The organism is Bacteroides sp. AF25-5LB, from assembly GCF_003602965.1.
Lineage (GTDB): Bacteria > Bacteroidota > Bacteroidia > Bacteroidales > Bacteroidaceae > Bacteroides > Bacteroides uniformis.
The window spans coordinates 30,779-56,348 of the sequence record NZ_QTMC01000002.1 but is presented as its reverse complement, the minus strand read 5'-3'; the positions used below and the strand labels follow the sequence as shown (position 1 = coordinate 56,348).

The 25,570-nt window shown below is 48.3% G+C and carries 18 protein-coding genes and 1 riboswitch; of the genes, 14 read left to right on the top strand and 4 right to left on the bottom strand.

Annotation, left to right across the window (positions count from 1 at the left end):
• Positions 1 to 7: 7 nt before the first annotated feature.
• A complete protein-coding gene (locus tag DWY57_RS02400) occupies positions 8 to 4,882 on the bottom strand; it encodes a RecQ family ATP-dependent DNA helicase (protein WP_119961295.1) in 4,875 nt (1,624 codons plus the stop codon).
• Between the two features lie 66 nt (positions 4,883 to 4,948).
• On the bottom strand, positions 4,949 to 6,181 hold the full coding sequence (locus tag DWY57_RS02395; RefSeq protein ID WP_057089719.1) for a Cof-type HAD-IIB family hydrolase: 1,233 nt from the start codon (positions 6,179 to 6,181) through the stop codon (positions 4,949 to 4,951).
• 100 nt (positions 6,182 to 6,281) lie between these two features.
• Positions 6,282 to 6,481: riboswitch (cobalamin riboswitch) on the top strand.
• Positions 6,482 to 6,540: 59 nt separating this feature from the next.
• On the opposite strand from DWY57_RS02395, the gene DWY57_RS02390 reads away from it, so the two are divergent.
• The 10 genes from DWY57_RS02390 (at position 6,541) to DWY57_RS02345 (ending at position 18,450) form a co-directional block, all read left to right on the top strand.
• Positions 6,541 to 8,556 (top strand): TonB-dependent receptor, encoded by a 2,016-nt coding sequence (locus DWY57_RS02390; RefSeq protein WP_119961294.1) that lies wholly within the window; start codon positions 6,541 to 6,543, stop codon positions 8,554 to 8,556.
• Positions 8,557 to 8,609: 53 nt separating this feature from the next.
• Positions 8,610 to 9,728 (top strand): DUF5074 domain-containing protein, encoded by a 1,119-nt coding sequence (locus DWY57_RS02385; protein WP_117600407.1) that lies wholly within the window; start codon positions 8,610 to 8,612, stop codon positions 9,726 to 9,728.
• A 5-nt stretch (positions 9,729 to 9,733) separates the two neighbouring features.
• Entirely contained in the window at positions 9,734 to 10,867 is a 1,134-nt protein-coding gene (locus DWY57_RS02380; protein ID WP_044468140.1) for an ABC transporter substrate-binding protein, read from the top strand.
• An 81-nt stretch (positions 10,868 to 10,948) separates the two neighbouring features.
• Positions 10,949 to 11,977: an iron ABC transporter permease gene (locus DWY57_RS02375; RefSeq protein ID WP_016272786.1), complete on the top strand. Its 1,029-nt coding sequence runs from the start codon at positions 10,949 to 10,951 to the stop codon at positions 11,975 to 11,977.
• A 233-nt stretch (positions 11,978 to 12,210) separates the two neighbouring features.
• Positions 12,211 to 13,473, top strand: a complete 1,263-nt coding sequence (locus tag DWY57_RS02370; RefSeq protein WP_044468135.1) for a carboxypeptidase-like regulatory domain-containing protein — start codon at positions 12,211 to 12,213, stop codon at positions 13,471 to 13,473.
• A 51-nt stretch (positions 13,474 to 13,524) separates the two neighbouring features.
• Positions 13,525 to 14,076, top strand: coding sequence for an RNA polymerase sigma-70 factor (locus tag DWY57_RS02365; protein ID WP_009038152.1), 552 nt, complete (start codon positions 13,525 to 13,527; stop codon positions 14,074 to 14,076).
• On the top strand, positions 14,073 to 14,933 hold the full coding sequence (locus DWY57_RS02360) for a FecR domain-containing protein (RefSeq protein WP_119961293.1): 861 nt from the start codon (positions 14,073 to 14,075) through the stop codon (positions 14,931 to 14,933). The genes DWY57_RS02365 and DWY57_RS02360 overlap by 4 nt, the downstream gene beginning before the upstream one ends.
• Positions 14,930 to 16,483 carry a carboxypeptidase-like regulatory domain-containing protein gene (locus DWY57_RS02355; RefSeq protein WP_119961292.1) on the top strand — a complete coding sequence of 518 codons (1,554 nt, stop codon included), beginning with the start codon at positions 14,930 to 14,932 and terminating at the stop codon, positions 16,481 to 16,483. Before DWY57_RS02360 ends, DWY57_RS02355 begins: the two co-directional genes overlap by 4 nt.
• 119 nt (positions 16,484 to 16,602) lie before the next feature.
• Entirely contained in the window at positions 16,603 to 16,779 is a 177-nt protein-coding gene (locus DWY57_RS02350; RefSeq protein ID WP_005832662.1) for a DUF4250 domain-containing protein, read from the top strand.
• Positions 16,780 to 16,851: 72 nt separating this feature from the next.
• Positions 16,852 to 18,450 (top strand): ClC family H(+)/Cl(-) exchange transporter, encoded by a 1,599-nt coding sequence (locus DWY57_RS02345; protein ID WP_119961291.1) that lies wholly within the window; start codon positions 16,852 to 16,854, stop codon positions 18,448 to 18,450.
• Here the strand turns inward: DWY57_RS02345 and DWY57_RS02340 are convergent.
• The gene (locus DWY57_RS02340; protein ID WP_117600403.1) at positions 18,447 to 19,814 is read right to left on the bottom strand and encodes a TrpB-like pyridoxal phosphate-dependent enzyme; all 1,368 of its coding nucleotides are present in this window, start codon (positions 19,812 to 19,814) and stop codon (positions 18,447 to 18,449) included. The genes DWY57_RS02345 and DWY57_RS02340 overlap by 4 nt on opposite strands.
• 133 nt (positions 19,815 to 19,947) lie before the next feature.
• Here DWY57_RS02340 and DWY57_RS02335 point away from each other — a divergent pair, with 133 nt between their 5' ends.
• Complete coding sequence (locus DWY57_RS02335; RefSeq protein WP_119961290.1) at positions 19,948 to 21,777, top strand: potassium transporter TrkG; 1,830 nt, start codon at positions 19,948 to 19,950, stop codon at positions 21,775 to 21,777.
• 5 nt (positions 21,778 to 21,782) lie between these two features.
• Entirely contained in the window at positions 21,783 to 22,469 is a 687-nt protein-coding gene (locus DWY57_RS02330) for a TrkA family potassium uptake protein (RefSeq protein WP_119961289.1), read from the top strand.
• 50 nt (positions 22,470 to 22,519) lie between these two features.
• Here the strand turns inward: DWY57_RS02330 and DWY57_RS02325 are convergent, their stop codons facing one another.
• Positions 22,520 to 24,028, bottom strand: a complete 1,509-nt coding sequence (locus DWY57_RS02325) for a DUF3843 family protein (protein ID WP_243634634.1) — start codon at positions 24,026 to 24,028, stop codon at positions 22,520 to 22,522.
• Between the two features lie 293 nt (positions 24,029 to 24,321).
• Between DWY57_RS02325 and DWY57_RS02320 the strand changes: the two genes are divergently transcribed.
• Together DWY57_RS02320 and DWY57_RS02315 are read left to right on the top strand one after the other, a co-directional pair.
• Entirely contained in the window at positions 24,322 to 24,942 is a 621-nt protein-coding gene (locus DWY57_RS02320; protein ID WP_057089726.1) for a DsbA family protein, read from the top strand.
• Positions 24,943 to 25,000: 58 nt separating this feature from the next.
• Positions 25,001 to 25,528 carry a very short patch repair endonuclease gene (locus DWY57_RS02315; protein WP_087331935.1) on the top strand — a complete coding sequence of 176 codons (528 nt, stop codon included), beginning with the start codon at positions 25,001 to 25,003 and terminating at the stop codon, positions 25,526 to 25,528.
• Positions 25,529 to 25,570 lie beyond the last annotated feature (42 nt).

The window sequence follows — 25,570 nt, the reverse complement described above, 5'->3', positions numbered from 1 at the left end:
CTTTAACTTACAAAGAAAGTATCAAGTCTGCTAAAAGAACAGCCGTTTCCGTTTCATCTTTTGGTGCATCTTTGGGCTTCCATGCCACAACAAACCGTACAGATGCAGATTTCACCTTATAACCTCTTTGTTCCCATTCAGATAACGTGCCCTGCATTCTTGATGATAATTTTGCTATAGGTTTATCGGTCGATGAACTGTACAAAAAGAAATCACTGTAAATTAATGAATCTCCCCCTCTCAGTGCTAAGACCTCTTGCTTCCGTTCTTTGAAGAATCTCAAATTGACATCTTTGTGAGAGAGCTGTAGTATAATTTCTTCAGGCATATCATATTGTCGTTGGTCAATGAGATATTGGTTTACACTTAAATGATTGAAGCAATCGCCGTTTGTATGTATGAATAGTCTGTTTTTTGCACGAGTTATTCCTACGTAGTATCGACGCATCAGATGGATATCCTTTACATAGCTGTCAGATATGAGCATATATACGTCATCAAATTCCCTGCCTTTAGCCTTGTGGATGGTTGATACCACAACATCGGTGCCTGATGTGTCGCAGAAGTCTTCCACTGACGACTCAAATGCAAATTCTTTGAAGTCACTGAAATATTTTGTCTTGTTGGTTTGTTCAAACTGTTCCACACATCGCTTCACATACATCAAACCTAGACTTCTGTCATAAATAGAAAAGGTTGCATGTTTGGCTTCTTCCCATAGTTCTTCTGTGATTAGAGGTGTTTTTATCCGTTTGTCTATATACTTCAGGAAGTATCTCATTTCCGCCATGTTCCAAAAACGTAAACCGTCCATTGATTGTATCAGTTTACTGTTTATACCATGTTTTCGCAGGAGGGCTATCAAGATGACAGCCTCTTCGTTTGTTTGGGTGAGTACACACGAAGTGCCTTTGTCCTTGTGTTGAAGTAAGTTTTCGACAAGCGGCTGATACATATATGTTGAATGATGACGTATCACTTCCACCCAACCTTTCTCTTTTCTCATAGAGATGATAGGTGTACTTTTTATTCTTTTATTGATAGTTTTTAAGAATCCGTTGGCAAAATCAACCGGCTGGCGAGCACTGCGGTAATTCTCGGTCATTTCGACAAATGTACTTCCGGTTTCTTGCGCCAGCCGGTACATATAATCAGAATCGGAACCTCGGAATTCATAGATGTTTTGGTCATCGTCTCCCACTGCTATCACACGCATTTCTTCATTGTTGGTCATCAGAGCCTTTACAAGTGCGTGTTCTTCTGTTCCCATGTCCTGGGCTTCGTCTATAACCAATACTGTCTTACCGATTTTGTTCGGTTCTACTTCTTCTTGACATATCATCTCGGCTGCCTTTGAAACGACATTCTTTGAATCTTCAAGATTTCCTATCCGTCCCAGGAGATCGAAGCAATAGGAGTGGAATGTTTTTATTTCGACAAAATGGGCTGCATTGCCTATCAACTCCATAAGCCGTTGTTTGAACTCCGTAGCGGCTGCCCTTGAAAATGTCAGCATCAGTAGCTGTTCGTGTTTTACGTCTTCAAGTAGTAGGAGTGAAGCCAGTTTGTGGACTAACACTCGTGTTTTTCCACTACCGGGACCTGCCGCAACTACAATACAACGTGAATCCTTATCGGAAATAATTTCCATTTGCCGTTTGGATAATTGTCCAAACAATTGATTGTATTTCTGTGGCGTCAAGTTACGTTGTATCTCGCTTGTTCTGTCTCCTTTGAAATATTTTGTGACAAATTTCTTGTAGTCCATTTGGAAATAGTCTTGAACATATTGCAAGGCTGCATGATAATCTCTCACCATCAGATTGGCATATTCCCCCACAATATGCACTTGTTGGATTTTCAGTTTGTAGAATTCGTTCAGCATTCGGTAATCGTCTTGCTTGTATCTCGACTTATTGTCTTTTATTCTTTGGATATTCATGGCGTTGTAAAGTACCAAAAAGCCGCCTTCAAGTTTTAGCGCACCGATTTTCGATAAATATAGAAGTGCTTCCTCCACGTCTTCCAATTGAATGTCATCAAGTCCACCAAAAAGAGATTGGGAACTTGATTTTATTCGGTTCAGAAGCTCTACTATGGAGAACTGGATGGCTTTGTCGGATACATTCTTTTTTTCTGCATCAAAAGCTAGTTTGTATAGCCATTCTACAGCAAAGTGACTTATTTCCAATCGTTTTTCAAATCGCCTGATGGTGGATTCCATGTCTGCCTGACGACTTATCTCCATGTTACGGGCCGCATCTTCTTTTTTACGCGTATATCCCTTGACGGTGAGAAAATAGAGTAACGTCCGAATGTCTTTTTCTTTGGATGTGTTGATTCCGTCGTTTACGGCATTCTCATTCAGTTGCTTGTATGATATTCGTAAAGACTCATCGGGAATATGGTTGAGAATGTATTGTTCAAGTTTTGCAAAGCGTTCGAGGAGCATTTGCGACTTTCGTTCCGAATCACCTGCATCCTGCAAATAGGCAGATATATCTTTGCTGTCTGCCAATATGCCTTCCTGTCGCATGCGCTCCACTACAGATATAACATCTCTTTTGCTTAGTCCCAAAATATCTGCCAGATAGTCGATTCGTGATTCTGCTTCCGAGTCCTGAGCCTTAGCGATATGTTTTTGAGAAATCAATGACTTGATGATACGGACTGCCTTTTCTATTTCATCGTTGCCAAAAAGTAGTGATGTTGATATGCGTTCTCTAGCTTCGTCCATATTCTTTACTGTTATTCCTGTGGCATATACATGAGGTACATTGTTTCCTCTTACCAAGTATCCGCTTTGTTCCAAAGCTGCTAATGCTGTCCGTACACGGGTCTCAATGTCAGATACCGAATCATCCCATCCTGCTTGCCGGGCAATTTCCAACGCAGAACAGTTGACTTTCATACGGTATTTGGTAAGGTCTTTGACGGCTTTCCATACCTGTTGTATTTCGCTAATGCTAAGTTTCGTTTGGTTTAGCAATATAAAATGCTTGTCCAAATCATTGTCACTATAAAGCACATAACAACGTGCGCTAAGACCGGGATCACGACCTGCTCTGCCTGCTTCTTGAACATAATTCTCCAGCGAATCGGAAATATCATAATGTACCACAAGACCGACATCTTTCTTGTCGACTCCCATGCCAAATGCGGATGTGGCCACAATGATGTGTACCTGATCGTTCATAAAAGCATCTTGGTTGGCAATTTTTTCATCGGCTTCCATTTTCCCATTGAAAGGGAGTGCCTTGTAACCGTCGCGAGTCAGTTTTGCAGCCACTTCCTTTGTCCGTTTGGTGCGTGATACGTAAACAATTGTCGGACAATCGGCTTCTGCTACAAGTTCTCTCAGTTTTAAATATTTATCATTGTCATTCTCTACATGTATGACGGAATAGTGCAGATTCGTTCTTGAGGCCGTTGATGCGAATAATTCCAAGTTCAAATCCGAAGTCTGCTTGAAATAGTCACAGATGTCTTGGATTACTTTCTGTTTTGCCGTGGCCGTGAAACAGGATACAGGTATCGGGGTTTTGCATTTTTTCTTTTGCTGGTATTTTGGGATGAATTTGCCAATGTAGAGATAGTCAACCCTGAAATCCTGCCCCCATGAAGAAAAGCAGTGCGCTTCGTCTATCACAAACCTTACAACGTGGCGCGCCATCAATATTTTCTCGATTGTTTTTGAACGGAGCATTTCGGGAGAGATATACAACAACGAGGCTTCTCCGTCTTGTACTCTTTGTATGGACAGTGATCTTGTGATGGGGTCTAACATCCCATTTATGGTTACGGCATCCGTGATGCCTCTGTCGGCAAGGTTGTCTACCTGGTCTTTCATCAAGGACTGCAAGGGGGAGATGACTACCGTAAGCCCGTGCACGGAGTGCCCAGCCATGAGTGCGGGCAATTGGAAAGTAAGTGATTTGCCGCCGCCGGTAGGAAATATCGCCAGTAGCGATTCCCCTTTTACCGCAGCTTGGGCAGCACGTTCTTGCAGTGGCTCGCCTTCGTATGTCCGGAAGCGCTCATATCCGAAAAATATTTTTAGGTTATGGAGCACATCCAATTGCGTATGGCAGTAGTCGCAGCCTTCTTTGCAAGTAGTGTGTCGCAAGAGTTTTACGATAAATTCCACTTCCGGATAATTATAAAGTACCCATCCGGGAGTGATGGAGCGGTAATCGGTGGTGTCAATCGGAGCCAAAGCGTATGCCAATCCGCATGGGTATTGATTGGTGAACATGTCAAGGTCGGCATGTTGGCAAATTTTTCCGGCATAAAGTTCTTTAATAAGTTCAGGTATTCCTTTATGAATATACTCCGCACTTACCATATTGAGAAATCCTTCAAATTCTTTCTTGTCCTTCAGCAACGATGCGAATAGTATACGCTTTTCTTTTGGTAATGAATGCCAGCATGCTATTTCATCCAGTAATAAGTCTTTTGCTTTCTTGCAATCGTTCACCGGATTGTTCATCTGTTCGCTCATCAGTTTATCATCTTTCACAAGCCTGTGGTAAGGGTGTTCAGGGAACAGTAAAGGCGAAACATAAAGTGTATCAACTAAAATCCAGCGGCAAATTTTGTCCGTAAACAGGTATTTAGCATCATGGTGAACGATATTGTGTCCGCAGATGTAGTCTATGTCGTTTAAGAAAATGAATAGTTCTTCTTTTGAGGTTTTATGAAATGTCGTGTCATCATGCTTGAGGGCTCCTATATCATGGATTCTGTGGTCTTTCAAGCCTATTTCAACATCTACTATGGCATAATTGTAGGCATTATATGGTACAGAGGTGGTTTTATAGCCGATGATATTGTTTCTATCCTCGGTTTTCTTGATTCCTATAAGCTTGCTCCATATTGACATATCTCAATATAATAAATAGTTTTACAACTTGGATTTGTTATGTGTCTGTATCGTTTTTTTATTATTTTATCTTTTCTTTATCACACTATTCACTACCCGTATAGAGGAAACCAGTTTATTGGTGGAAGTAAATACGTCCACATTCCATATATGGGATGAGCGTCCTTTGTGCAGGATAGTGCCTACTGCCCTTACGGTATCTCCTTCGTGTGCAGAAGAAATATGATTTCCGCTGACTTGCATTCCCACGACAATCTCATCAGGTTCGCAGATTATCATGGAGCCGAGTCCTGCGACGGTTTCGGCCAAAGCGAGGGTGGCACCGCCGTGCAAGATGCCGAAAGGTTGGCGAGTACGGTGGTCTACCGGCATGGTTGCTTCTACACGTTCTTCCGAAGCGTACGTATATTGGATGCCCAAGTTTCCCATCAATGCGTGGCGTGCCCGTTCGTTCAGCAAGTCGAGGGGAATCTCTGCCGCATGTACTTCTGCCAATATTAGTTTTTCTACGGCCAGAGCCACTCCATCTTCTGCATTCGATGTGGTCACATAGTCTGCACAGACTTTTACCGAGTCTTGTGAATGTCCCATAGCTACCCCCATGCCGGCCAATTGGAGCATGGTCACATCGCATACGCCATCTCCAATGGCGATGACTTCTTCCCGTTTTACTCCCAAATGTTCTAACAGGACGCCTAAGGTATTTGCTTTATCGACTCCGCAGGGCACTACTTCTAAGAAGTAAGGCTCGGAACGGAATGTGTCCAAAGTTCCGGCCAGACGCCTTTTCCAATGTTGTTCCAGCCCGACCAAAGCTTCCTCCTTATTGCTCACCAGCATACATTTGCATGGTGCAAAATCTATGGCAGTGGAGAATTCTTCTTCTCTGATTATTCTTAAGTTATTCAGTTGGGCTTCACGCTTTATGTGTTCATTGTTCGGACTGTCTGTTATGATGTTGTCATCATGGTAGGTAAAGATGGCAAAACCGTTCTTGCGGGCTTTCTTTTCCAGATAAGGCAGCATTTCCGGATTGATGCGGCGTTCAAACAGTATTTCTCCGTTCTGCGCCTTTATTATCTGGCAACCATTGTAGGAGAGTACGAATCCTCCATAATTACCTAGTTCAAGGACCTTGGCCAATGGCATCAGCCCGTAAGTCGGCCTACCGGATGCCAAGACTATGCGTACTCCCATTTGCTGTACCTTCAGCAAAGCTGCTAATGTTCTTTTACTGATTTCTCTTTCATCATTGAGTAGCGTTCCGTCTACATCAAGAACCAATAATTTATATTTCATGGCAACTCAATTTTGGGGTTATTATGTTACAAAGTTAGAAAAATGACTGTTAAAACGGTAATATTCGTTTTATTGTTTACTGAATTTTCTTTTATTTATTCTATCTTTGCCTGCGTTTTGTTCCGCATTCTCTATCCGGAGAAGCGGATGAAAAGGGAATCGGGTGAAAGTCCCGAACAGTCCCGCTGCTGTGAGTTCCATGTTCGGTGTATCATACTTGTGCCACTGTCTTTCAGAAAGGATGGGAAGGCGATGCACCGGGAACGAGTCAGAAGACCTGCAAAACAAAGTCGAAAAATTGTCCATTCGAGGAAAGTGGGCAGTGCGCAAATGGTTTTAAGATAATCTTCAATTATTCTATGTCAGGAAGGACTAAGGTACAATTGGTCTGTGCCGTTTTCTTGAGTGTAAGCATGTTCCGGCTCTCTGCTCAGGAAGTGGGGGGAGATACGATTACGGGGAAAGTGCATCAGATAGAGAAAGTGACAGTGACAGCACGTCGGTCACCCAACAAAGTAACTTCTGCCGTACCCGTACAGACTATGTCACAGCAGGACATCAGCCGGTTGGGAATACAGAATATGGCAGATGCCGTGCGGCGCTTTGCCGGTGCCAATGTCAAGGACTATGGAGGTATTGGAGGATTGAAAACGGTTTCCATCCGCAATATGGGGGCGGCTCATACGGCTGTCAGTTATGATGGGGTGGCGGTGAGCAACTGTCAGGCAGGGCAGATAGACATCGGACGTTTTTCATTGGACAATGTTTCCATGCTTTCGCTCGCCATCGGGCAGTCGGAGGACTTGTTGCAGTCTGCCCGCTTGTATGCATCGGCCGGTGTGCTGGGCATAGAGACGGAAAAGCCTCATTTTGACGATGGGCGTAATGCCGCTTTCCAGGCACGGGTGCGTGGCGGTTCGTTCGGAATGGTCAGCCCCTCGCTGCGTTGGTGGCAGAAGTTGGGCGGTCGTACACGCGTGGCGGTAGATGCCGGTTATATGAGGGCGGACGGGAATTATCCTTTTACGCTGGTCAATGGCAAATATGTGACGGAAGAGAAACGTAATAACTCCGGCATCTATTCATGGCAGGGCGAAGCCACCCTTTATCATACGTTCAAGGATGGCGGTGAACTGGATGTGAAAGGCTACTACTTCTATTCCCGTCGGGGACTTCCGGGGGCGGTTACACTCTATAATCCTCTTTCCGATGAGACACTTTGGGATGAGAATACTTTTGTACAGGCACGTTATAGGAAGCATTTTTCGCCCCAATGGAGTTTGCAGGCGCAGGCAAAGTATAATCATGGCTGGAACAAGTATAAGGATGAAGGCAAGGAATATACCGACGGATATTATCGGGAAAATCACCGGCAAGACGAGTATTATATCTCCGCGACCGTTCTCTACCGTCCTCTGGAAACTTTGACCCTTTCGTTGGCGCAGGACGGAGTGATGAACAAGCTACGCAACAGCTTGCCGGAATGTCCTTTCCCCACAAGATATACTTCTATCAGTGCTTTCAATGCACGCTATCGGCAAGGATGGCTCACGGCCACCGCTTCGTTGGTGCATACCGCCACGTCGGAGCATACAGAGAAGGGTACGACTCCCGACGATTTCCATCGTTTTGCCCCTTCTCTGTCGGTCAGCATGCAGCCGTGGCAGGACGAGTCACTGTATCTCCGGCTGATGTATAAGAGTACGTTCCGTCTGCCCACTTTCAATGACCTCTATTACTACCGGCTGGGCAACCGCAATCTGCGGCCCGAGAAAGCGGACGAATATAATGTCGGTATCACATGGAGCAAATCCGGATGGGCTGTGTTCGATTATATTTCCTTTACGCTCGACGGTTACTACAACGATGTGACGGATAAGATAGTGGCTTTTCCCACCACCTATGCGTGGAAGATGGCAAACTACGGCAAGGTACATGCCGCAGGTGTGGATGCCACTTTGGCCGCCACTGTACCCTTGACAGAAAAAATAAAACTGGTTATGTCGGGCGGATATACGTGGCAGAAGGCCATTGACCTGACCGATGCCGATGCCAAGAACTATAAAGACCAATTGCCTTATACCCCTCTCCATAGCGGAAATGCGTCTGCCATTGTGGAAACGCCGTGGGTGAATGTGGGCTACTCGGTGGTGGGAGTGGGAAAACGCTACTATTTGTCGCAGAACCTTCCGGAGAATGAGATTGAGGGGTATTGGGAGCATACGATGAGCCTCTCTCATGAGTTTGCTTTGGGCAGTTGCCGACTCCGGTTGCAGGCTGAGATTATAAACCTGACCGATGAACAGTATGACGTGATAAAATATTATCCTATGCCGGGCCGTTCGTGGCGGCTGACGGGGACCTTTAAGTTTTGAGTAATCCATTTAGAAACAACAAAAACTAATTATAACCAATAACAACAGTGATTATGAAAGTAAGAAGTTTATTATTCGGTATGCTCTGCATGCTTGCTTTGGGTGCCTCTTTGGTATCTTGTAGTGATGACGACGATGATTCTCTGGATGATGACGGGTCGAAGGTGACACTGCCGCAGACGCGTGTCTATATTCTGAACGAAGGCTCTCAAGGGGCCAACAATGCAGGACTTGCCTTTTATGCACCCAATAAGGATGCGGATTTTATCAGTGATATCTACAAGACCCAAAACAATGCCAAGTTGGGTGACCTTGGTCAGAGCATGATTGAGTATGAAGATGAAATATATATAGCCGTTTATGGCTCTAATTATCTGACCAAGCTGAATGCTGCAGGTGTGGAGTTGAAACGTGTTTCGTTCGTAGGCGACAACGACCTCAGTGCTGGTATTCGCTATATAGATGCTGAGGATGGGTATATCTATGCTTCCTTTTGGGGAGGAGCAGTGGCTAAAATCAATGCGACAACGTTGGAGGTAGTGGATAAATTGACCGGACTTGGTGACAATCTGGAAGGTGTGGCAATCTGTGAGGACATGCTTTATGTTTCGAATAGTTGTACTGCTGACTATACTTATCACAATGATGTTAAAGTGATAGACTTGCGAACATTCACACTAAAGGAAACATTGATAGTGGCTTCCAATCCCAATACACAAATGCTGGAAGAGGACGACAAAGTGTTCCTCATTTCTGATGATTATTCTTCTGCAGAGGGCTATGTGCTGCAGATGATTGAGCCGGCCAAAGGCAACAAGGTTACCAAGATAGGCAATGCCACTTATATGGCTGCCAATAATGATATATTGTATCTGGTGAATTCAATGACGGACTGGAGTACTAAACCGGTTACAACTGTCAACACTTTCTTTACTTACAACATCAAGACTGGACAGATGAATAATGCTTCTTTCCTAAAAGATGCTCCTGCTGAACTTGTATCGAGTACATTGCATATGTTGACAATAAACGACAATAACGGTGATATTTATATCAGTACTTCCGATTTCATTACGAACGGTACCATCTACCGTTTCAAGAAAGACGGTACGTTCATAGAGAAGTTCGATGCAGGAGGTGTCAATCCTAATTCCGCTGTTTTCTTTAATTAATGTCGATGAAAAGGAACAGCTTTCTTATCTGCATACTCGCAGTCTTGCTTCTTTTCTCCTGCGGGGGAAGGGGCAAGACTGCCTCTGCTTTGCCCGACGGTGACACCATTCCCTTACGTTATGCGGAAAACCTTACCTTAGTGTCCTATCCCGACTATACCCTTGCCACCCTGCGCAATCCCTGGGATACGTTGCACACGCTGCATACCTATATCCTGGTTCCTAAAGACCGTGAACTCCCGGCACATCTTCCGGAAGGTACCGTGGTGCGTACACCGCTCTCCAAATCGGTCATTTACTCTTCCGTACATTGCGGGTTGATGGATAATCTGGGAGTTTTCAGTAGTATCGGCGGCGTTTGCGACTTGAAGTACATTAAGCTGCCGGCCGTGCACGAGGCTTGCCGTCGGGGTATCATTGTCGATTGCGGCGATGGTATGAATCCCGATATGGAACGTATCATCGACCTGCATCCCGATGCCATTCTTCTATCTCCGTTCGAGAACAGTGGTGGTTATGGCCGTATCGAGAAACTGGATATTCCCATCATCGAATGTGCCGACTACATGGAAACTTCCGCTTTGGGCCGTGCCGAATGGATGTGTTTTTACGGGCTGCTCTTCGGGGCTGCGCCACAAGCCGACAGTCTGTTTGCCGAGGTGGATAGCTGCTACCGGCGCCTCAAGATGCGTGCAAAGCTTTCCTCTACCTCACTGTCCATTGTCAGCGAGATGAAAAGTGGTTCGGCATGGTACGCTCCGGGAGGGCGTAGCACTATAGGAAGGCTTTTTCAGGATGCTTGCGGGCGTTACGCCTTTGCCGACGATACCCACAGCGGTTCTGTTCCTCTGGCTTTCGAGACCGTTTTCGACAAGGCGGGCGATGCCGACGTCTGGTTGGTGAAGTACAACCGTGACCGCGATATGACCTACGCTGATTTGGAGGCGGATTATATCGGCTACACCGGTTTTAAGGCTTTCAAGACCCGGAATGTCTATGGTTGTAATACGGCGAAAGTTCCTTTCTACGAGGAGACTCCGTTCCGTCCCGATTATTTGTTATCCGACCTAATACAGATTCTGCATCCCGAAATAGGAGATTTGGGAGGTTTGCGCTATTTTTGCAGACTGAAGGAGTGATGAACACAGAGATACGGAACTTTTGTGAAAGTAATAGAAAACTCTGTGCCTCCGTGTCTCTGTGTGCTAAATAATGTAACTATGAGTAAAGGCTGGAAATATGGTATCGGGCTGGGAGTAGTAATCTTATTGCTTTTTGCGGGCAATCTGCTGGTGGGGTCGGTTTCGATTCCGCCTGCCGATGTTTTCCGTATCCTGCTCGGTGGAGAGGGGGAGAAGGCAAGCTGGAGCTTCATCCTTTGGGAATCCCGTTTGCCCCAAGCGCTGACGGCGCTGCTTTGCGGTGGCGCATTGGCTGTCTGCGGACTGATGTTGCAGACGGCTTTCAAGAATCCGCTGGCAGGACCATCCATTCTGGGCATCAACGCCGGGGCAAGTCTGGGAGTGGCCTTCGTCATGCTGCTGTTTGGCGGCAGCATCACGGCAGGGGTGTTCAGTCTGTCCGGCTTCTTCTCCGTACTGCTTGGCGCATTTATCGGAGCCATGCTGATTATGGCACTTATCCTTTTCTTTTCCACGCTGATAAAGAGCAATGTCATGCTGCTGATAACGGGTATCATGATAGGCTACATCGCTTCTTCGGCCATTGCCCTGCTGAACTTCTTTGCTACGGCAGAGGGGGTGCAGTCCTATATGATATGGGGGCTGGGCAACTTCGGTGGAGTTTCCCTACAGCAGATGCCGGCCTTTGCGCTGGTCACCATTGTGGGACTGTTCGGCTCATTATTGTTGATAAAGCCCCTGAACGCCTTGTTGCTGGGAGAGCGCTATGCCGAAAATCTAGGTGTCAATATCCGCCGTGTGCGCAACTGGCTTTTGATTATCACCGGGCTCTTGACGGCTGTCACCACCGCTTTCTGTGGTCCGGTCGCCTTTATCGGCCTGGCCGTGCCGCATGTGGCCCGCATGATATTGGGGACAGCCAATCACAATTCCCTATTGCCGGTCACCATCTTGAGTGGCGGTGCAGTGGCACTGCTTTGCAACTTGATTTGCGTCTTGCCCGGCGAAGCGGGTATTATCCCCTTGAATGCCGTCACGCCCATTATCGGTGCGCCGGTCATCATCTACGTTATTCTGAGCCAGCGGAAGCCCCAACAATTCAACTAAGCTATTGCCAACAGTTTGACAAGGTTTTGCCTTACTATTGGCAAGACTTTGCCACCGCGTTGGCAAACTTTTGCCATAGGCATGGCAAAGTTTTGCCAAACCTATGGCAATGTCTTGGCAAAATTTCTCTCTGATTATCAACGTACTACTTTTTTGGTGTTTTTCTCTCCATTCCATAGGGTTTTATCTTTCTCACCGCTCTTATTAATAGAAACCCCTTAAAAACATGCCTTATGAAAAACTTTGTAGGATTTACACTTGGGTGTTTGTTTGCATTCTTATCTTCGGGTATCACCCCGTTGATGGCGCAGGACGCGGCAGTGAACGAGCTCGTCATCACCGGTACGGTCAAGAATAAGGACAGCAGGAAGAAACTCGAAAACGTGAACGTCTCTGTTGTCGGCAACAATATCGGAACGGTGACCAATGCCGACGGCACATTCTCCTTGAAAGTAGCGGAAGCGGAAGCTTTCCGTGGACTGGAAGTCTCCCATATCGGCTATCTCACTACACACCTCTCTCTGGAAGAACTTGAAAAAACGGGCGGGCTGACCATCTGGATGATACCGGCTCCCAATCTTTTGAGCGAGATTGTGGTCTATGGCAATAATCCCCGCGTTATAGTGGAAGAGGCCATCAAGAAAATTCCAGTAAACTATTCTGGCAATGACAACATGCTGACCGCCTTCTATCGGGAAACCGTGCAGAAGCGCCGCCGCTATATCAGCGTGTCCGAGGCAGTGATGGATGTCTATAAGACGGATTATAACTCCCGCGATGTAGACCGCGACAAGGTGCAGCTGCTGAAAGGCCGCCGCCTGCTGAGCCAAAAGCAGAGTGACACGCTGGCTGTGAAAGTGGTGGGAGGTCCCAATTTGTCCCTTTATCTGGACATTGTGAAGAATGGCGATGCGCTGTTGAGCACGGACAATCTGGACTATTATGAATTCCGTATGGAGGACCCCGTCAATTTGGATAACCGCATGCAGTATGTGGTCAGCTTCCGTCCGCGGGTCAGCCTGATGTATGCCTTGTTCATCGGGAAACTGTATATAGACTACGAACGGCTTTCCTTTACACGTGCCGAGTTTGGCCTGGACATGGCAAATCGGGTGAAGGCAGTGGAGGCCATTCTGCATAAGAAGCCCGTCGGCTTACGGTTCCGCCCGCAGGAAGTCACCTATCTGGTGACCTACAAGCAGCAGGGGGCCAAGACTTACCTGAACTATATACGGAATGTCATCCGCTTTAAATGCGACTGGAAAAAAAGGCTGTTCTCCTCCAGCTACACCGCTTTCTCTGAAATGGTGGTGACCGACAGGACGGAAAGCCCTCTCTCCGGCATCTCCAACAAGAACACCTTCAAACGGAAGCAGGTATTCTACGACCTGGTGGATGAGTACTGGAACGAAGACTTCTGGAGGAACTACAATATCATAGAACCTACGGAATCCCTGGAGAATGCAGTCAGCAAATTGCGGAAACAATCCAATTGATTATCTGATAGTTTTCCTTATATTTGGAGCAACCGAGAAAAAACACCGTGTATGCTGGACGAACTGATGATACTGGCCAGAATAAAGGAGGGCGATATAAAGGCGTTCGAAGGAATCTTCCGCCGGTATTATTCCCCTCTTTGCTGGTATGCTGCGGGCATCACGGGTGATACGGCGTCTGCCGAGGAAATTGTGGAGGAGCTGTTCTACGTGCTGTGGAAGAATCGGGAGCGGTTACAAGTATTCCAGTCCGTGAAGAGCTATCTCTACCGTTCTGTGAGGAATGAAGCCGTGCAGTTTTGTGAGCATCAGGAGGTCAAGGAGCGCTATCGGGCATCTGTCCGTACGGAGTCCGGGCCGGGCTATTCGTCCGACCCTCACGCGCATTTGGAATACGAGGAACTCCAGACCCTCATCCGGCATACGCTCGACAAGCAGCCCCGGCGCCGGCAGCAGATTTTCAGGATGCACCGCATGGAGGGGAAGAAATATGCAGAGATTGCCTTGTCGCTTTCGTTGTCCGTCAAGACGGTGGAAGCGGAAATGACCAAGGTACTCCGAACCTTACGAAATGAAATTGATAATTATATCCGGACACAATGATGGAAGTAGATAAAAAGAAGACAAGGACCGACGAGGCATGGGTACGGCTTTATGCCCGCTTCGAAACGGACTGCCTGCTGCCGGCAGATGCGGAACATGCTCCGGCAATGCACCGCAGGCTTTACCTCAAGTGGGGGAGCGTTGCGGCAGCCGTGATTGCCGGAATCGTATGTTTTGCCGCATGGTGGGCCGTACCGGAACAAGGTGGGGACAGCCGTAGCTTGCTGACGGAGGAAAACCGGGAGAAGCCCACACTGGTCAAGACCCTTGAAGACGGTTCGGTGGTATATCTGGCGCAGGAAAGCACGCTGAAGTATCCTGAACATTTTGCGGAAGACAAGCGGGAAGTGAACCTGCAGGGCGAAGCCTTCTTCGATGTGGCAAAGAAACCCGAGCAGGCTTTTACGATTGAGACGGCGAGAGTGCGTGTGGAGGTACTGGGCACGGCTTTCAATGTCAGGAGCAATGAAGGGGTCCCCTTCAGCTTGTCCGTGAAGCGCGGGAAGGTGAAGGTGCTGCTGAAACAAGAGGAACAGACGGTCTTTGTAGAGGCGGGAGAAACGGTTACCTTGCAGGCGGGCAGTCTGCTCGTCAGCGAGACGGAGAATCCGGAGCTCTTTGACCGCTACACCAGCAACATCCGTTTCAAGGACGAGTGCCTGGAGGATGTGCTGCGTGCCATCAATAAGGAGTCTGCCGGCTGGCAGATAGAAGCCGCGTCGCCAACCCTGGGCAAACGGCGGCTGACGGTCGAATTTTCGAATAACTCCCCGGAGTCTGTGGCCGAGCTGATATGCTGGACGTTCGACTTGAAGTGTACACGTCAGGGCAATAGACTGATATTGTCGGAACAATGAATTCAATGAAATGCTTCATTCTCCATTTTTCACTCTTCATTTTCTTCCTGGCAGGCAGTGCAAGAGCGGACGGAGGCGATGTGCTGGACCGCATCGTCCGGCTGCCCGGAATGAAGGGAACGGTTTATGCGCTGTTGGGGAAAGTCTCGGAGCAGTCCGGCTATCTGTTTATCTATGACAGCAAGGTCATCCATAACGACTCAGTGGTGAGGGTCAGGAAGCAGGAGTGTTCCGTGAGGCAGGCCATTCATAGGATAACCGGCAGCCGGAACCTCGAATTGAAGGTATTAGGCAACCATATATTGATAACACGGGCGGCAGAAAGGAAGAGTATGGAAGAAACGGTACCCCTGCCGCCCCGACCGGCATATTCCACCATTGCCGGAATCCTGCTGGACAAGGAGACGGGAGAGCCCGTCGTCAGTGCGTCGGTCATCGCACAAGGAACCTCACTGGGTAACATTACCAACCAGAACGGTGAATTCCGGCTCAATCTGCCCGACTCGTTGAGGCGCTGCATGCTCTCCTTCTCCCATCTGGGTTATGTGGGGCAAACGGTGGAAGCCTCTGCTTTGGAAGGACGCAGCAATGTCCTGAGCCTTGAGCCGAAAGTCATTTCCTTGCAAGAAGTGCTTATCCGCTTGGTGGAGCCTAAAAAGCTGCTTCGCGAGATGATAGAGCACCGGGATAGGAACTGCTCCACTTCTCCGGTCTATCTGACCACCTTCTACCGGGAAGGCGTACAACTGAAGAATAAGTTCCAGAGCCTGACGGAGGCCGTTTTCAAGGTCTACAAATCACCGACGATGGAACCCGGACAGAAAGACCAGGTGAAACTGCTCAAGATGAGCAAGATAGATAACCGGGAGCAGACGGACAGTGTGCTTGCCAAAATCAGCTCCGGGGTGGAGGCATGTCTGCAGTTGGACATCATGAAGAATCTTCCAGACTTCCTCTTGCTGGAATCCGGCGAGGAACTTTATACCTATACTTCGGGCGACATCGTATCGGTGGACGACCGTACTGCCAACGTCGTCTATTTTGAGCAGAAACGTGGGGTAAAGGAGCCTTTGTTCTGCGGAGAACTCTATATAGACTCGGAGAACAGCGCCTTGCTGCGTGCCCACTTCGAGATTCATCCCCGGTATGTGAAGGCCGCCACACGGCTTTTCGTGATACGCCAGGCTCCGAAAATCAGGCTGACAACGGAGAAACTTGTCTATACCGTCTCATACAAACCCTGGAACGGTACCTATTATGTCCACCACATCCGTGGCGACCTTTACTTCAAGATGAAGAGAAAACGCATGCTCTTCAGTAATCCCACTCTGTATACCTGGTTCGAGATGGTGACCTGCCAGATTGACGGGGAGAACGTGACGCGCTTCCCGCGTGCGGAACGGCTGCCGGTGCATACCGTCTTCTCTGAAACCGATTTCAAGTATGATGCCGATTTTTGGGGCGACTTCAATGTGATTCCGTTGGAAGAGGAGCTTGGAAAGATTATCGAAAAGGTGTCCCTGAAGATAGAGCAGACGGAAGCTCCGTAAACATGGCCCTCAATCGTTTGCGGTGGTTAGATTGTATATTCTACACTAAAATTATCTCTATTTTGTTTTTTTATTGTAATTTTGCCCCTGGTATTAGTTTAAATTTAAAGATTGTAACTATGAGATTACCTGAGGACCCGGTGATGCTGTACAGCTTCATCAACATGAAACTGCGTGATTTCTATCCTTCGCTGGACGCGCTCTGCGAGGATATGAACGTAGAGAAAGAGGACATTGTACGAAAATTGAAGCTCGTGGGATTTGAGTATAATCCTGCAAAGAACAGATTTTGGTAAATAATGTTTCTGTATAAAACAACTCCCGTTGCTTGTTGTTGTAAAGCGCAAGTTAACGGGAGTTGTTTTGTTATGAAACTATGGGATAAGGCAGAACGTCTTTGGACGAGGGTCAAGAACTGGAAAACAGTACGCGGCTGGCACATCTGGAAGTTGAAGCTGGTGGATGCCCGGTTGTATTTCGTCAGCATGTTCGTCGGTTTGCTGACGGGACTGGTCGCTGTGCCCTATCACTATCTTCTCTATTATCTGTTCCACCTCCGCAGTGGTTTCTTCGCTTCGCATCCGGCCTGGTACTGGCACATTCCACTCTTTCTGTTTTCTTGGGGCATTCTCGTCTTCGTCATGTGGCTCGTGGGGAAAATGCCGCTTATCGGCGGGGGAGGTATTCCGCAGACACGCGGCGTGATTAACGGGCGCATCACTTACCGGCATCCTTTCATCGAGATGGTATCCAAGTTTGTAGGGGGCATTCTGTCCTTCTCGGCGGGGCTGTCTTTGGGGCGCGAAGGGCCTTCCGTGCAGATAGGCTCTTATGTGGGTAGCCAGGTATCCCGCTGGACCCATATCCTGAAAGGCGAACAGAAACAGTTGCTGGCAGCCGGGGCGGGAGCGGGGCTCGCTGCGGCTTTTGCAGCGCCACTGGCTTCCTCGCTCATTGTAATAGAATCCATTGAACGCTTCGATGCCCCTAAGACGGCCATCACTACCTTGCTGGCGGGTGTTGTGGCAGGAGCCGTGGCAAGCATGGTCTTTCCCGTGAATCCTTACCATCTGATAGAAGTAACGGAACCGGTTTTCGCCTTCTTTGTCCAGATGAAGTATTTCTTGATATTGGCGGTGATTGTCTCCGTATGCGGGAAGTTCTACTCCTCCACCATGAATGCTTTCAGGCATGTGTATGCCAAAGTCAGTTCTCCGGCGTATGTCAAGATGTTCTATTTGGTGCTGGTGGCCTACATCATTTCGCTGCTACAGGTCAATCTGACCGGAGGTGGGGAGCAGTTTCTGCTGGCCCAGGCGCAGAACGGCAGTACGCAGATTATGTGGGTGACGGCTGTCATGTTGCTGCATTTCGTCTTTTCCGTTTTCTCTGTCTCTTCCGGATTGCCGGGCGGCAGTTTCATTCCGACGCTGGTTACGGGAGGGTTGTTGGGACAGATTGTCGGGTTGGTGGGAGTGAGGTATGGCATTATCGGGCAAGAGAATGTCAGTTATGTCATGCTTATTTCCATGTCGGCATTTTTGGTAGCCGTAGTCCGTACACCGCTCACGGCCATTGTGCTGATTACGGAGATTACGGGGCATTTCGAGGTCTTTTACCCTTCGGTGGTTGTTGGTGGGTTGACCTACTATTTTACGGAACTTCTGCAAATGAAGCCTTCCAACGTCTCCCTCTATGAAGATATGATTCATGCTCCCGATTTTAAAGAAGAGAAACGCTATACGCTTTCAGTGGAGATTATGACGGATTCTTATCTGGACGGGAAACTGGTGGACGAACTGTCCCTGCCGGAGCGTTGCGTCATTATCAATGTACATCGAGATGGAAAAAATCTGGTCCCCGCAGGAACTCGTTTGATTCCGGGGGACCAGGTACAGATTGAGATGGACTCGCAGGACATAGAGAAACTCTATGAACCGCTTGTCAGTATGGCGAATATCTATTAAGCCAGATTGCCTATCTCGTCCAGATTCTTCTGGATGTCGGCATCCGTCAGCTCGTAATTCACTAAATCGCCGGACAAATACTTGTCGTAGGATGCCATGTCGATAAGTCCGTGACCGGAAAGGTTGAACAGAATCACCTTCTCTTCACCCGTTTCCTTGCATTTGTTTGCTTCGCGGATGGTGGCGGCAATGGCATGGCAGGACTCGGGGGCGGGGATGATGCCCTCTGCTTGCGCAAACAGACAACCGGCGTCGAATGATTCGAGCTGCTTGATGTCCACCGCTTCCATATAACCGTCTTTCAGCAGTTGTGATACGATGACACCTGCACCGTGATAGCGTAGGCCGCCGGCATGGATATTGGCAGGGGCAAAGTTGTGTCCCAGTGTAAACATGGGCAGCAACGGAGTGTATCCGGCCTCGTCGCCGAAGTCGTATTGGAATTTGCCGCGTGTCAGCTTCGGACATGAAGCAGGTTCGGCGGCGACAAAGCGTGTTTTCTTTCCTTCGAGGATGTTGTGGCGCATGAAGGGGAAGGCGATACCGCCAAAATTGGAACCTCCTCCGAAGCAGGCGATGACGGTGTCGGGATATTCACCCGCCATTTCCATCTGCTTTTCGGCTTCCAGTCCGATGACGGTCTGGTGCAGGGCCACGTGGCTCAATACGGAGCCGAGGGTATATTTGCAGTTGGGAGTGGTCTGTGCCAGCTCTATGGCTTCGGAAATGGCTGTTCCCAGCGAGCCCTGATAGTTGGGATGGGCGGTCAGTATATCTTTTCCGGCGCGGGTAGACATGGAGGGAGACGGGGTAACCTGCGCACCGAATGTCTGCATGATGCTGCGGCGGTAGGGTTTCTGCTCGTAACTGATTTTCACTTGATAGACAGCAGCTTCCAGCCCGAAAAGGCGGGCGGCATATGCCAGGGAAGCTCCCCATTGTCCGGCACCGGTCTCGGTGGTCACGTTGGTCACTCCTTCCTGCTTGCAATAGTACGCCTGCGGGATGGCGGAGTTCAGCTTGTGCGAGCCCATCGGGCTGACGCTCTCGTTCTTGAAGTAGATATGTGCCGGTGTGCCGAGTGCTTTCTCCAATCCATAAGCGCGCACCAGCGGAGTGCTGCGGTAGTATTTGTACATTTCGCGGACCTCTTCGGGGATTTCAATCCACGCGTCGGTCTGATTCAATTCCTGGCGGCAGAGTTCCTCGGCAAAGATAGGATACAAGTCTTCTGCTTTCAGCGGTTGCTTGGTGCCGGGGTGAAGCGGTGGCATGGGCTTGTTCACCATATCGGCTTGTATGTTATACCAGTATTGTGGAATTTCCTCTTCCGGGAGAATGAATCTTTTCTTTTTGTTGCTCATAGTGGTTAAAATTATTAATAATTCAATGCCCAAATGTAGCTATTATTTTTGAACCAATTTCTTTTTCCTTTTGTTTTTTGTATATCAAGGTATATTTGTCTAAGTTTGCCGCGTTTCATTAATCGATGCATTTATGAAGATTTATCATAAATTCCTTTTGTATCAAAATAAATGGATTCACCCTTACGTACGGATGACAGTGGGAGTAATGACTTCCATCACTTATTTGGCCTCCATCCTGCTGATTGTCGGCGTGGTCTATGAGCATGGCTTTACGATTTCAGAGGTCGAGGCGCATCAGCTCCAGCGCTTGTATCATGGGGTGTGGATTGTTTTTCTGGCAGACGTCACTCTGCGCATTTTGCTGGAATACAAGGATACCCGTCGCACGTTCGGTAAGCTCACCTGGATACTGACCATTCTGCTCTATCTGACCCTTATCCCGGTCATTTTCCATCGTCCGGAAGAGGAGGGCGCCATCTTGCAGTTCTGGGAATTTCTGCATGGCAAGGCCTATCACCTTGTCCTGCTGCTGGTGTTTTCCTTTTTCAGCCTTTCCAACGGGCTGGTACGGTTGCTGGGGCGGCGTACGAACCCTTCGCTTATTTTGGCTGCCAGCTTTCTGATAATCATAATGATAGGCACGGGGTTGTTGATGTTGCCGCGCTGCACGGTGAACGGCATATCGTGGGTCGACTCGCTATTCATATCCACCAGTGCGGTGTGCGTCACGGGGCTGACGTCTGTCGATGTGGCGTCCACTTTTACCCCGACCGGTTTTGTGGTAATCATTCTGCTGATTCAGATAGGCGGTCTGGGAGTGATGACACTGACGAGCTTTTTTGCCATGTTCTTCATGGGTAATACCTCATTGTACAATCAGTTAGTGGTGCGCGACATGGTGAGTTCCAATTCCTTGAATTCCCTGTTCTCCACCCTGGTCTATATTCTGGCCTTTACGCTGGTGATTGAAGGAATAGGGATGCTTGCCATCTGGGGAGACATCCACGGGACGATGGGGATGGACCTTCAGGAAGAGCTGGCTTTTTCCGCTTTTCATGCCATTTCCGCTTTCTGCAATGCGGGATTCTCCACGTTGCCCGGAAATCTGGGCAATCCGTTGGTGATGACGGGGCACAACCCGTTCTTCATCTATATATCTCTGCTGATTATTCTGGGGGGTATCGGTTTCCCCATCCTGGTGAATTTCAAGGATATTATTCTTTACCATCTGCGTCGTCTGTGGCACTTCCTGCGTACGTGGCATTGGGATGGCAGGCGTTTTTACCATCTGTACAACCTGAATACAAAGATTGTACTGATAGTCACCTTCCTGCTGTTGGTGCTGGGCACGGTGGGCATTGCTGTCTTTGAGTGGAATGCCGCTTTTGCCGGCATGTCGGTGGCAGACAAGTGGACGCAGGCGTTTTTCAATGCCACGTGTCCCCGTACGGCAGGCTTTACCAGTGTGGACTTGGCCGGCTTGGGGGTACAGACATTGCTCATTTATCTGTTTCTGATGTGGGTGGGAGGTGGTTCCCAGTCTACGGCAGGCGGTATCAAGGTAAATGCCTTTGCGGTAGTGGTGCTGAATCTGGTGGCTGTGTTGCGCGGCACGGAACGGGTAGAGGTGTTTGGCCGTGAGCTGTCACACGATTCCATCCGTCGTTCCAATGCCACGGTGGTGATGTCGTTCGGCGTCTTGTTGCTGTTTGTTTTCATCATCAGTATGCTGGAGCCGGGTACGTCGCTTTTGGCCATTACCTTCGAGTGTGTGTCGGCATTGAGCACGGTGGGGTCTAGTTTGAACCTTACCCCGCGGTTGGGAGACGACAGCAAGCTGCTGGTGGCACTGCTGATGTTTGTGGGGCGTGTGGGACTGATTACGCTGATGCTTGGCATCATCAAGCAGAAGAAGCATACGAAGTATCAGTATCCGAGTGGTCAGATTATAATCAATTAAATAAGATGAAGTATATTATTATCGGTTTAGGGAATTATGGTCACGTGCTGGCAGAGGAGCTTTCTACACTGGGGCACGAAGTGATAGGTGCGGACGTGAGCGCCGGCAGGGTAGATAGTCTGAAGGAAAAGATTGCTACAGCCTTTGTCATCGATGCGACGGACGAGCAGGCCTTGTCCGTGTTGCCGCTGAACAGTGTGGATGTGGTGATTGTTGCCATCGGCGAGAATTTCGGTGCATCCATCCGTGTAGTGGCTTTGCTGAAGCAGAAGAAGGTGCAGCATATCTATGCCCGCGCCATTGACGCTGTCCACCGTTCCGTACTCGAGGCTTTTGAGCTGGAACGCATTCTTACTCCCGAGGAGGATGCCGCACGCGGACTGGTACAGTTGCTGGAATTCGGTGCCGATATGGAGACATTCCGCGTGGCACCGGATTATTATGTAGTCAAGTTCACTGTTCCGGACAAGTTCATTGGCTATTATGCCAACGAATTGAATCTCGATAAGGAGTTTGGCCTGAAGATGCTCGCCTTGAAACGTGCCGAGACTTTGAAGAATTGCCTGGGCATCTCGTATGTGGAACACAATGTACTGAACGAACTGCCGGAAAATGACCAGATACAAGCCGGCGACCAGTTAGTGTGCTACGGACGGTATAAGGATTTTCAGAAGTTCTGGAAAGCACTATGATAATTGGTAGTTGGAAATGTGTCAAAAGTGGTATTCACCCCCATTTTCAACTAATCATAGTCCTTCTCCCGACACCGATAATGGAAATAATCAGTCAGGAAGTGTGCATTCTTGCGTATGAACTCTTGCCCGTATTCTTTTCCTTGCAAACTGTTCAGATAAGCGTCCGGAAGCATGCCTTCGTCTTGCAGGGTGCAACTCAATTGGTAGGGGATAATGTCTGGGTTGACGATGAACATAATGGCGTTTTTCTCTGCTTCCTCCTTATTATAATTGGGGTTGTCCGGAGATTTGATGCATTCGCACAGCTTGAATTGGATATGTAGGCCGGTGTGCGGGTTGGCCATCAGCATGGCTCCGGTTTCTGTATGTATGCGTGGTATGTCCAGGTCTTCTTTCAAGCCGTATCCCATCTTGTTCAGCAGAAAATCAGAGATTTCCTCTTGCGATTGGCAGAATACAAAAGATTTCCCGCCGGATGCTTTTATGAAATCATGGAATGTAGCCTTTTCATTCGTCTTTTCTTTCTGTTTCGTCAAGTCGTCCACATATTCTGCCATTTTCTGGTCGTACTTGTTTTCGAGAAGCATGCCGCACTGCCACCATGTGTTGCCAAAATAAATCAGTTCGCAGATAAGGGTGCTTTTCCCTACCTCTCGGCTACGGATGGCCGAAAGGTTCAAGGACTTCTTGGTTATCTTGAATTCGCCTTCGTCCTCACTGCACAAATCTTTGACGTACAGAAATTCATCGTCTTCTTTCTCCAGCAGATAGCAACTGTTTTCCCGTGCCTTCACCTTGCCCCAAAGCTGATGTTCGGGATGGGCTTTTCCGATGAGAGCCAGCCATTCCGGTGAGGTCAGCGACAGCAGGTTGCGGCGGCCTTTGAACGTCAGTGAGGTGCGTGTGGCATATATGAGGGTCTCTGCCATTTCGGGAGTAATCTTTTCATCATCCAGCAACCGTTCAGCTTCGTCCCGGCATTGGGCGACATTTTCGATGTTGAAGTAGCATTGGTAGTGAAACCAATCCAGTATCTCCCGGTAGCGGAAGAAGTCTTCTTCTCCCATGGCAGAGTGGTATAGAAATTCCTGCATCCTTTCATTTTCGGGAGCGGTTTCGTATTCCTCTGCAAGCAGTCCGTATATCTCTTGTGCAGTCTGCTCTATTCCGGGATTCTCGGGGTTGATGGCGCTTATTCCCCGGCACAGATATTGTATATGGTGCCAAAGCAGAAAGCGTATGTCCTCCAGATTGATTTCATCCGGAAAATAATCGCCTTTGATGGGGTAGAAGGGCAGATAGGTTCCGTATCGCTTCCGGCACTCGGCAGTGAATGCCTGCCAGATGCCGGTCTGGGAGATGACGTCCTCAAACCATGCGGCGAGGCAGAGGCTTGTATAGCGTATGTTTTCCTCTTCTTCGAAGGCGTCGGCTATCGTTGAAGAGTAAAGTCTTTTGTGGATTTCGTTTGCAATGCCGACGTAGTACTGGTCAACGCTGTTTGTCTGCTTGTACGGATGCAGTTCCAACCATTTTTTGGGATATATTTTCTTCATGACTCTAAAGTGAGTTTGGTGTGTATTTTTTATATGTTTCATTTCCAGCGTAAAGATATGTTTTTTATGGGAATTTTCTTGTTTTTCCTCCTTTCGATTAGTATATTTGTATGCTACTATTAAATCGTTCCATCGTGTGGAAAAAATCGTTCTACCATGGTGGAACGATTTTTCTTCCGTGGTGGAATGATATTTTCTCCATGGTGGAATGATTAAAGAATAGCATTTCTTCTCCTTAATGCCGTGGAAGAAGAAATGACGGAATTGCAGGACCAATTAAAAACAGAATATATATGAGTGCGTATTACGACCTTTTCGAGAAACCCGACGTCCGCCAGACCGGCGAGCAACAATCCCTTTATGCCCGCTTTGTCCCCAAGGGCACCATCGACCGCAAGGAATTTATCGAGCGTGTACATCTTTTCACCGGCCTCAGCCGCAGCCTGCTGGAAGGAGCGATGGCAGGCTTTATGGACGAGTTGCGCGACTGCCTTGCCAATGGCTGGACGGTGGAGCTGGGCGAACTGGGTTACTTCACCCCCTCTTTGAGTTGTACCCGCCAGGCGACGGACAAGAAAGAGCTTCGTGCTGCCTCCATCGCTTTGCGTGGGTTGAATTTCCGTCTGGGCAGGGAGTTCTATAAGGATTTGAAAGGTAAGATGCAGTTGGAGCGTTGTCCGCAATCGGCATCGGCGCCTGCTTCGTCTGCCGATGAGGCGTTGGGCGTGGAGCAGCGCTGGCAGTTGCTGGATGAGTATTTGCAGCAGTATCCCTGCATCAATCGCTCCCAGTATGCACGGCTGGCAGGACGTAGTTATAAGCAGGCGGTTGTCGATTTGAATAGGTTTATAGAAGAAGGGGTGCTGATGAGGCATGGGATGGGGCCGAGTGTGGTGTATGCAAGGAAAAAGTGAGCAAGATTTGGCTATTTGCAATTCAGAAACGTATCTTTACACTATTATAGATTGTGTTATGGACAAGATGACTCCCGAGCAACGGCATCACTGCATGAGCAGCATCCGCAGCAAGAACACGAAACCGGAGATGGTGGTTCGCCGTTATCTCTTTTCCCGTGGTTTCCGTTTCCGTGTCAATGTGAAGCGGTTGCCTGGCACGCCCGACATTGTACTCCGCAAGTATCGTACGGTGATATTCGTGAACGGATGTTTCTGGCATGGGCACGAGGGATGCAAATACTTTGTACTTCCCAAAAGTAATGTGGAATTTTGGAAGGACAAGATTGAACGGAATCGGCGCAGGGACTTGAAGGAACGGATTCAGTTGCGTTGCATGGGGTGGCATGTGATGCAGGTGTGGGAATGCCAGTTGAAACCCAAGGAGCGAGAGATGACACTGAAAGGGATTGAATGGGCACTGAATAGGATATTGCTGGAAAATTACGGAATGCGTAAGAAAGGTGAAATGAAACCTTATCGGGAATATGAAGAGGGAAATGGTAGGATGATAGCAGCCGATGGGATGGAGGATTACGGAAAGTGAGAAATTGCGTGGATAGAATAATGTATTATTTCCTTAAATAAG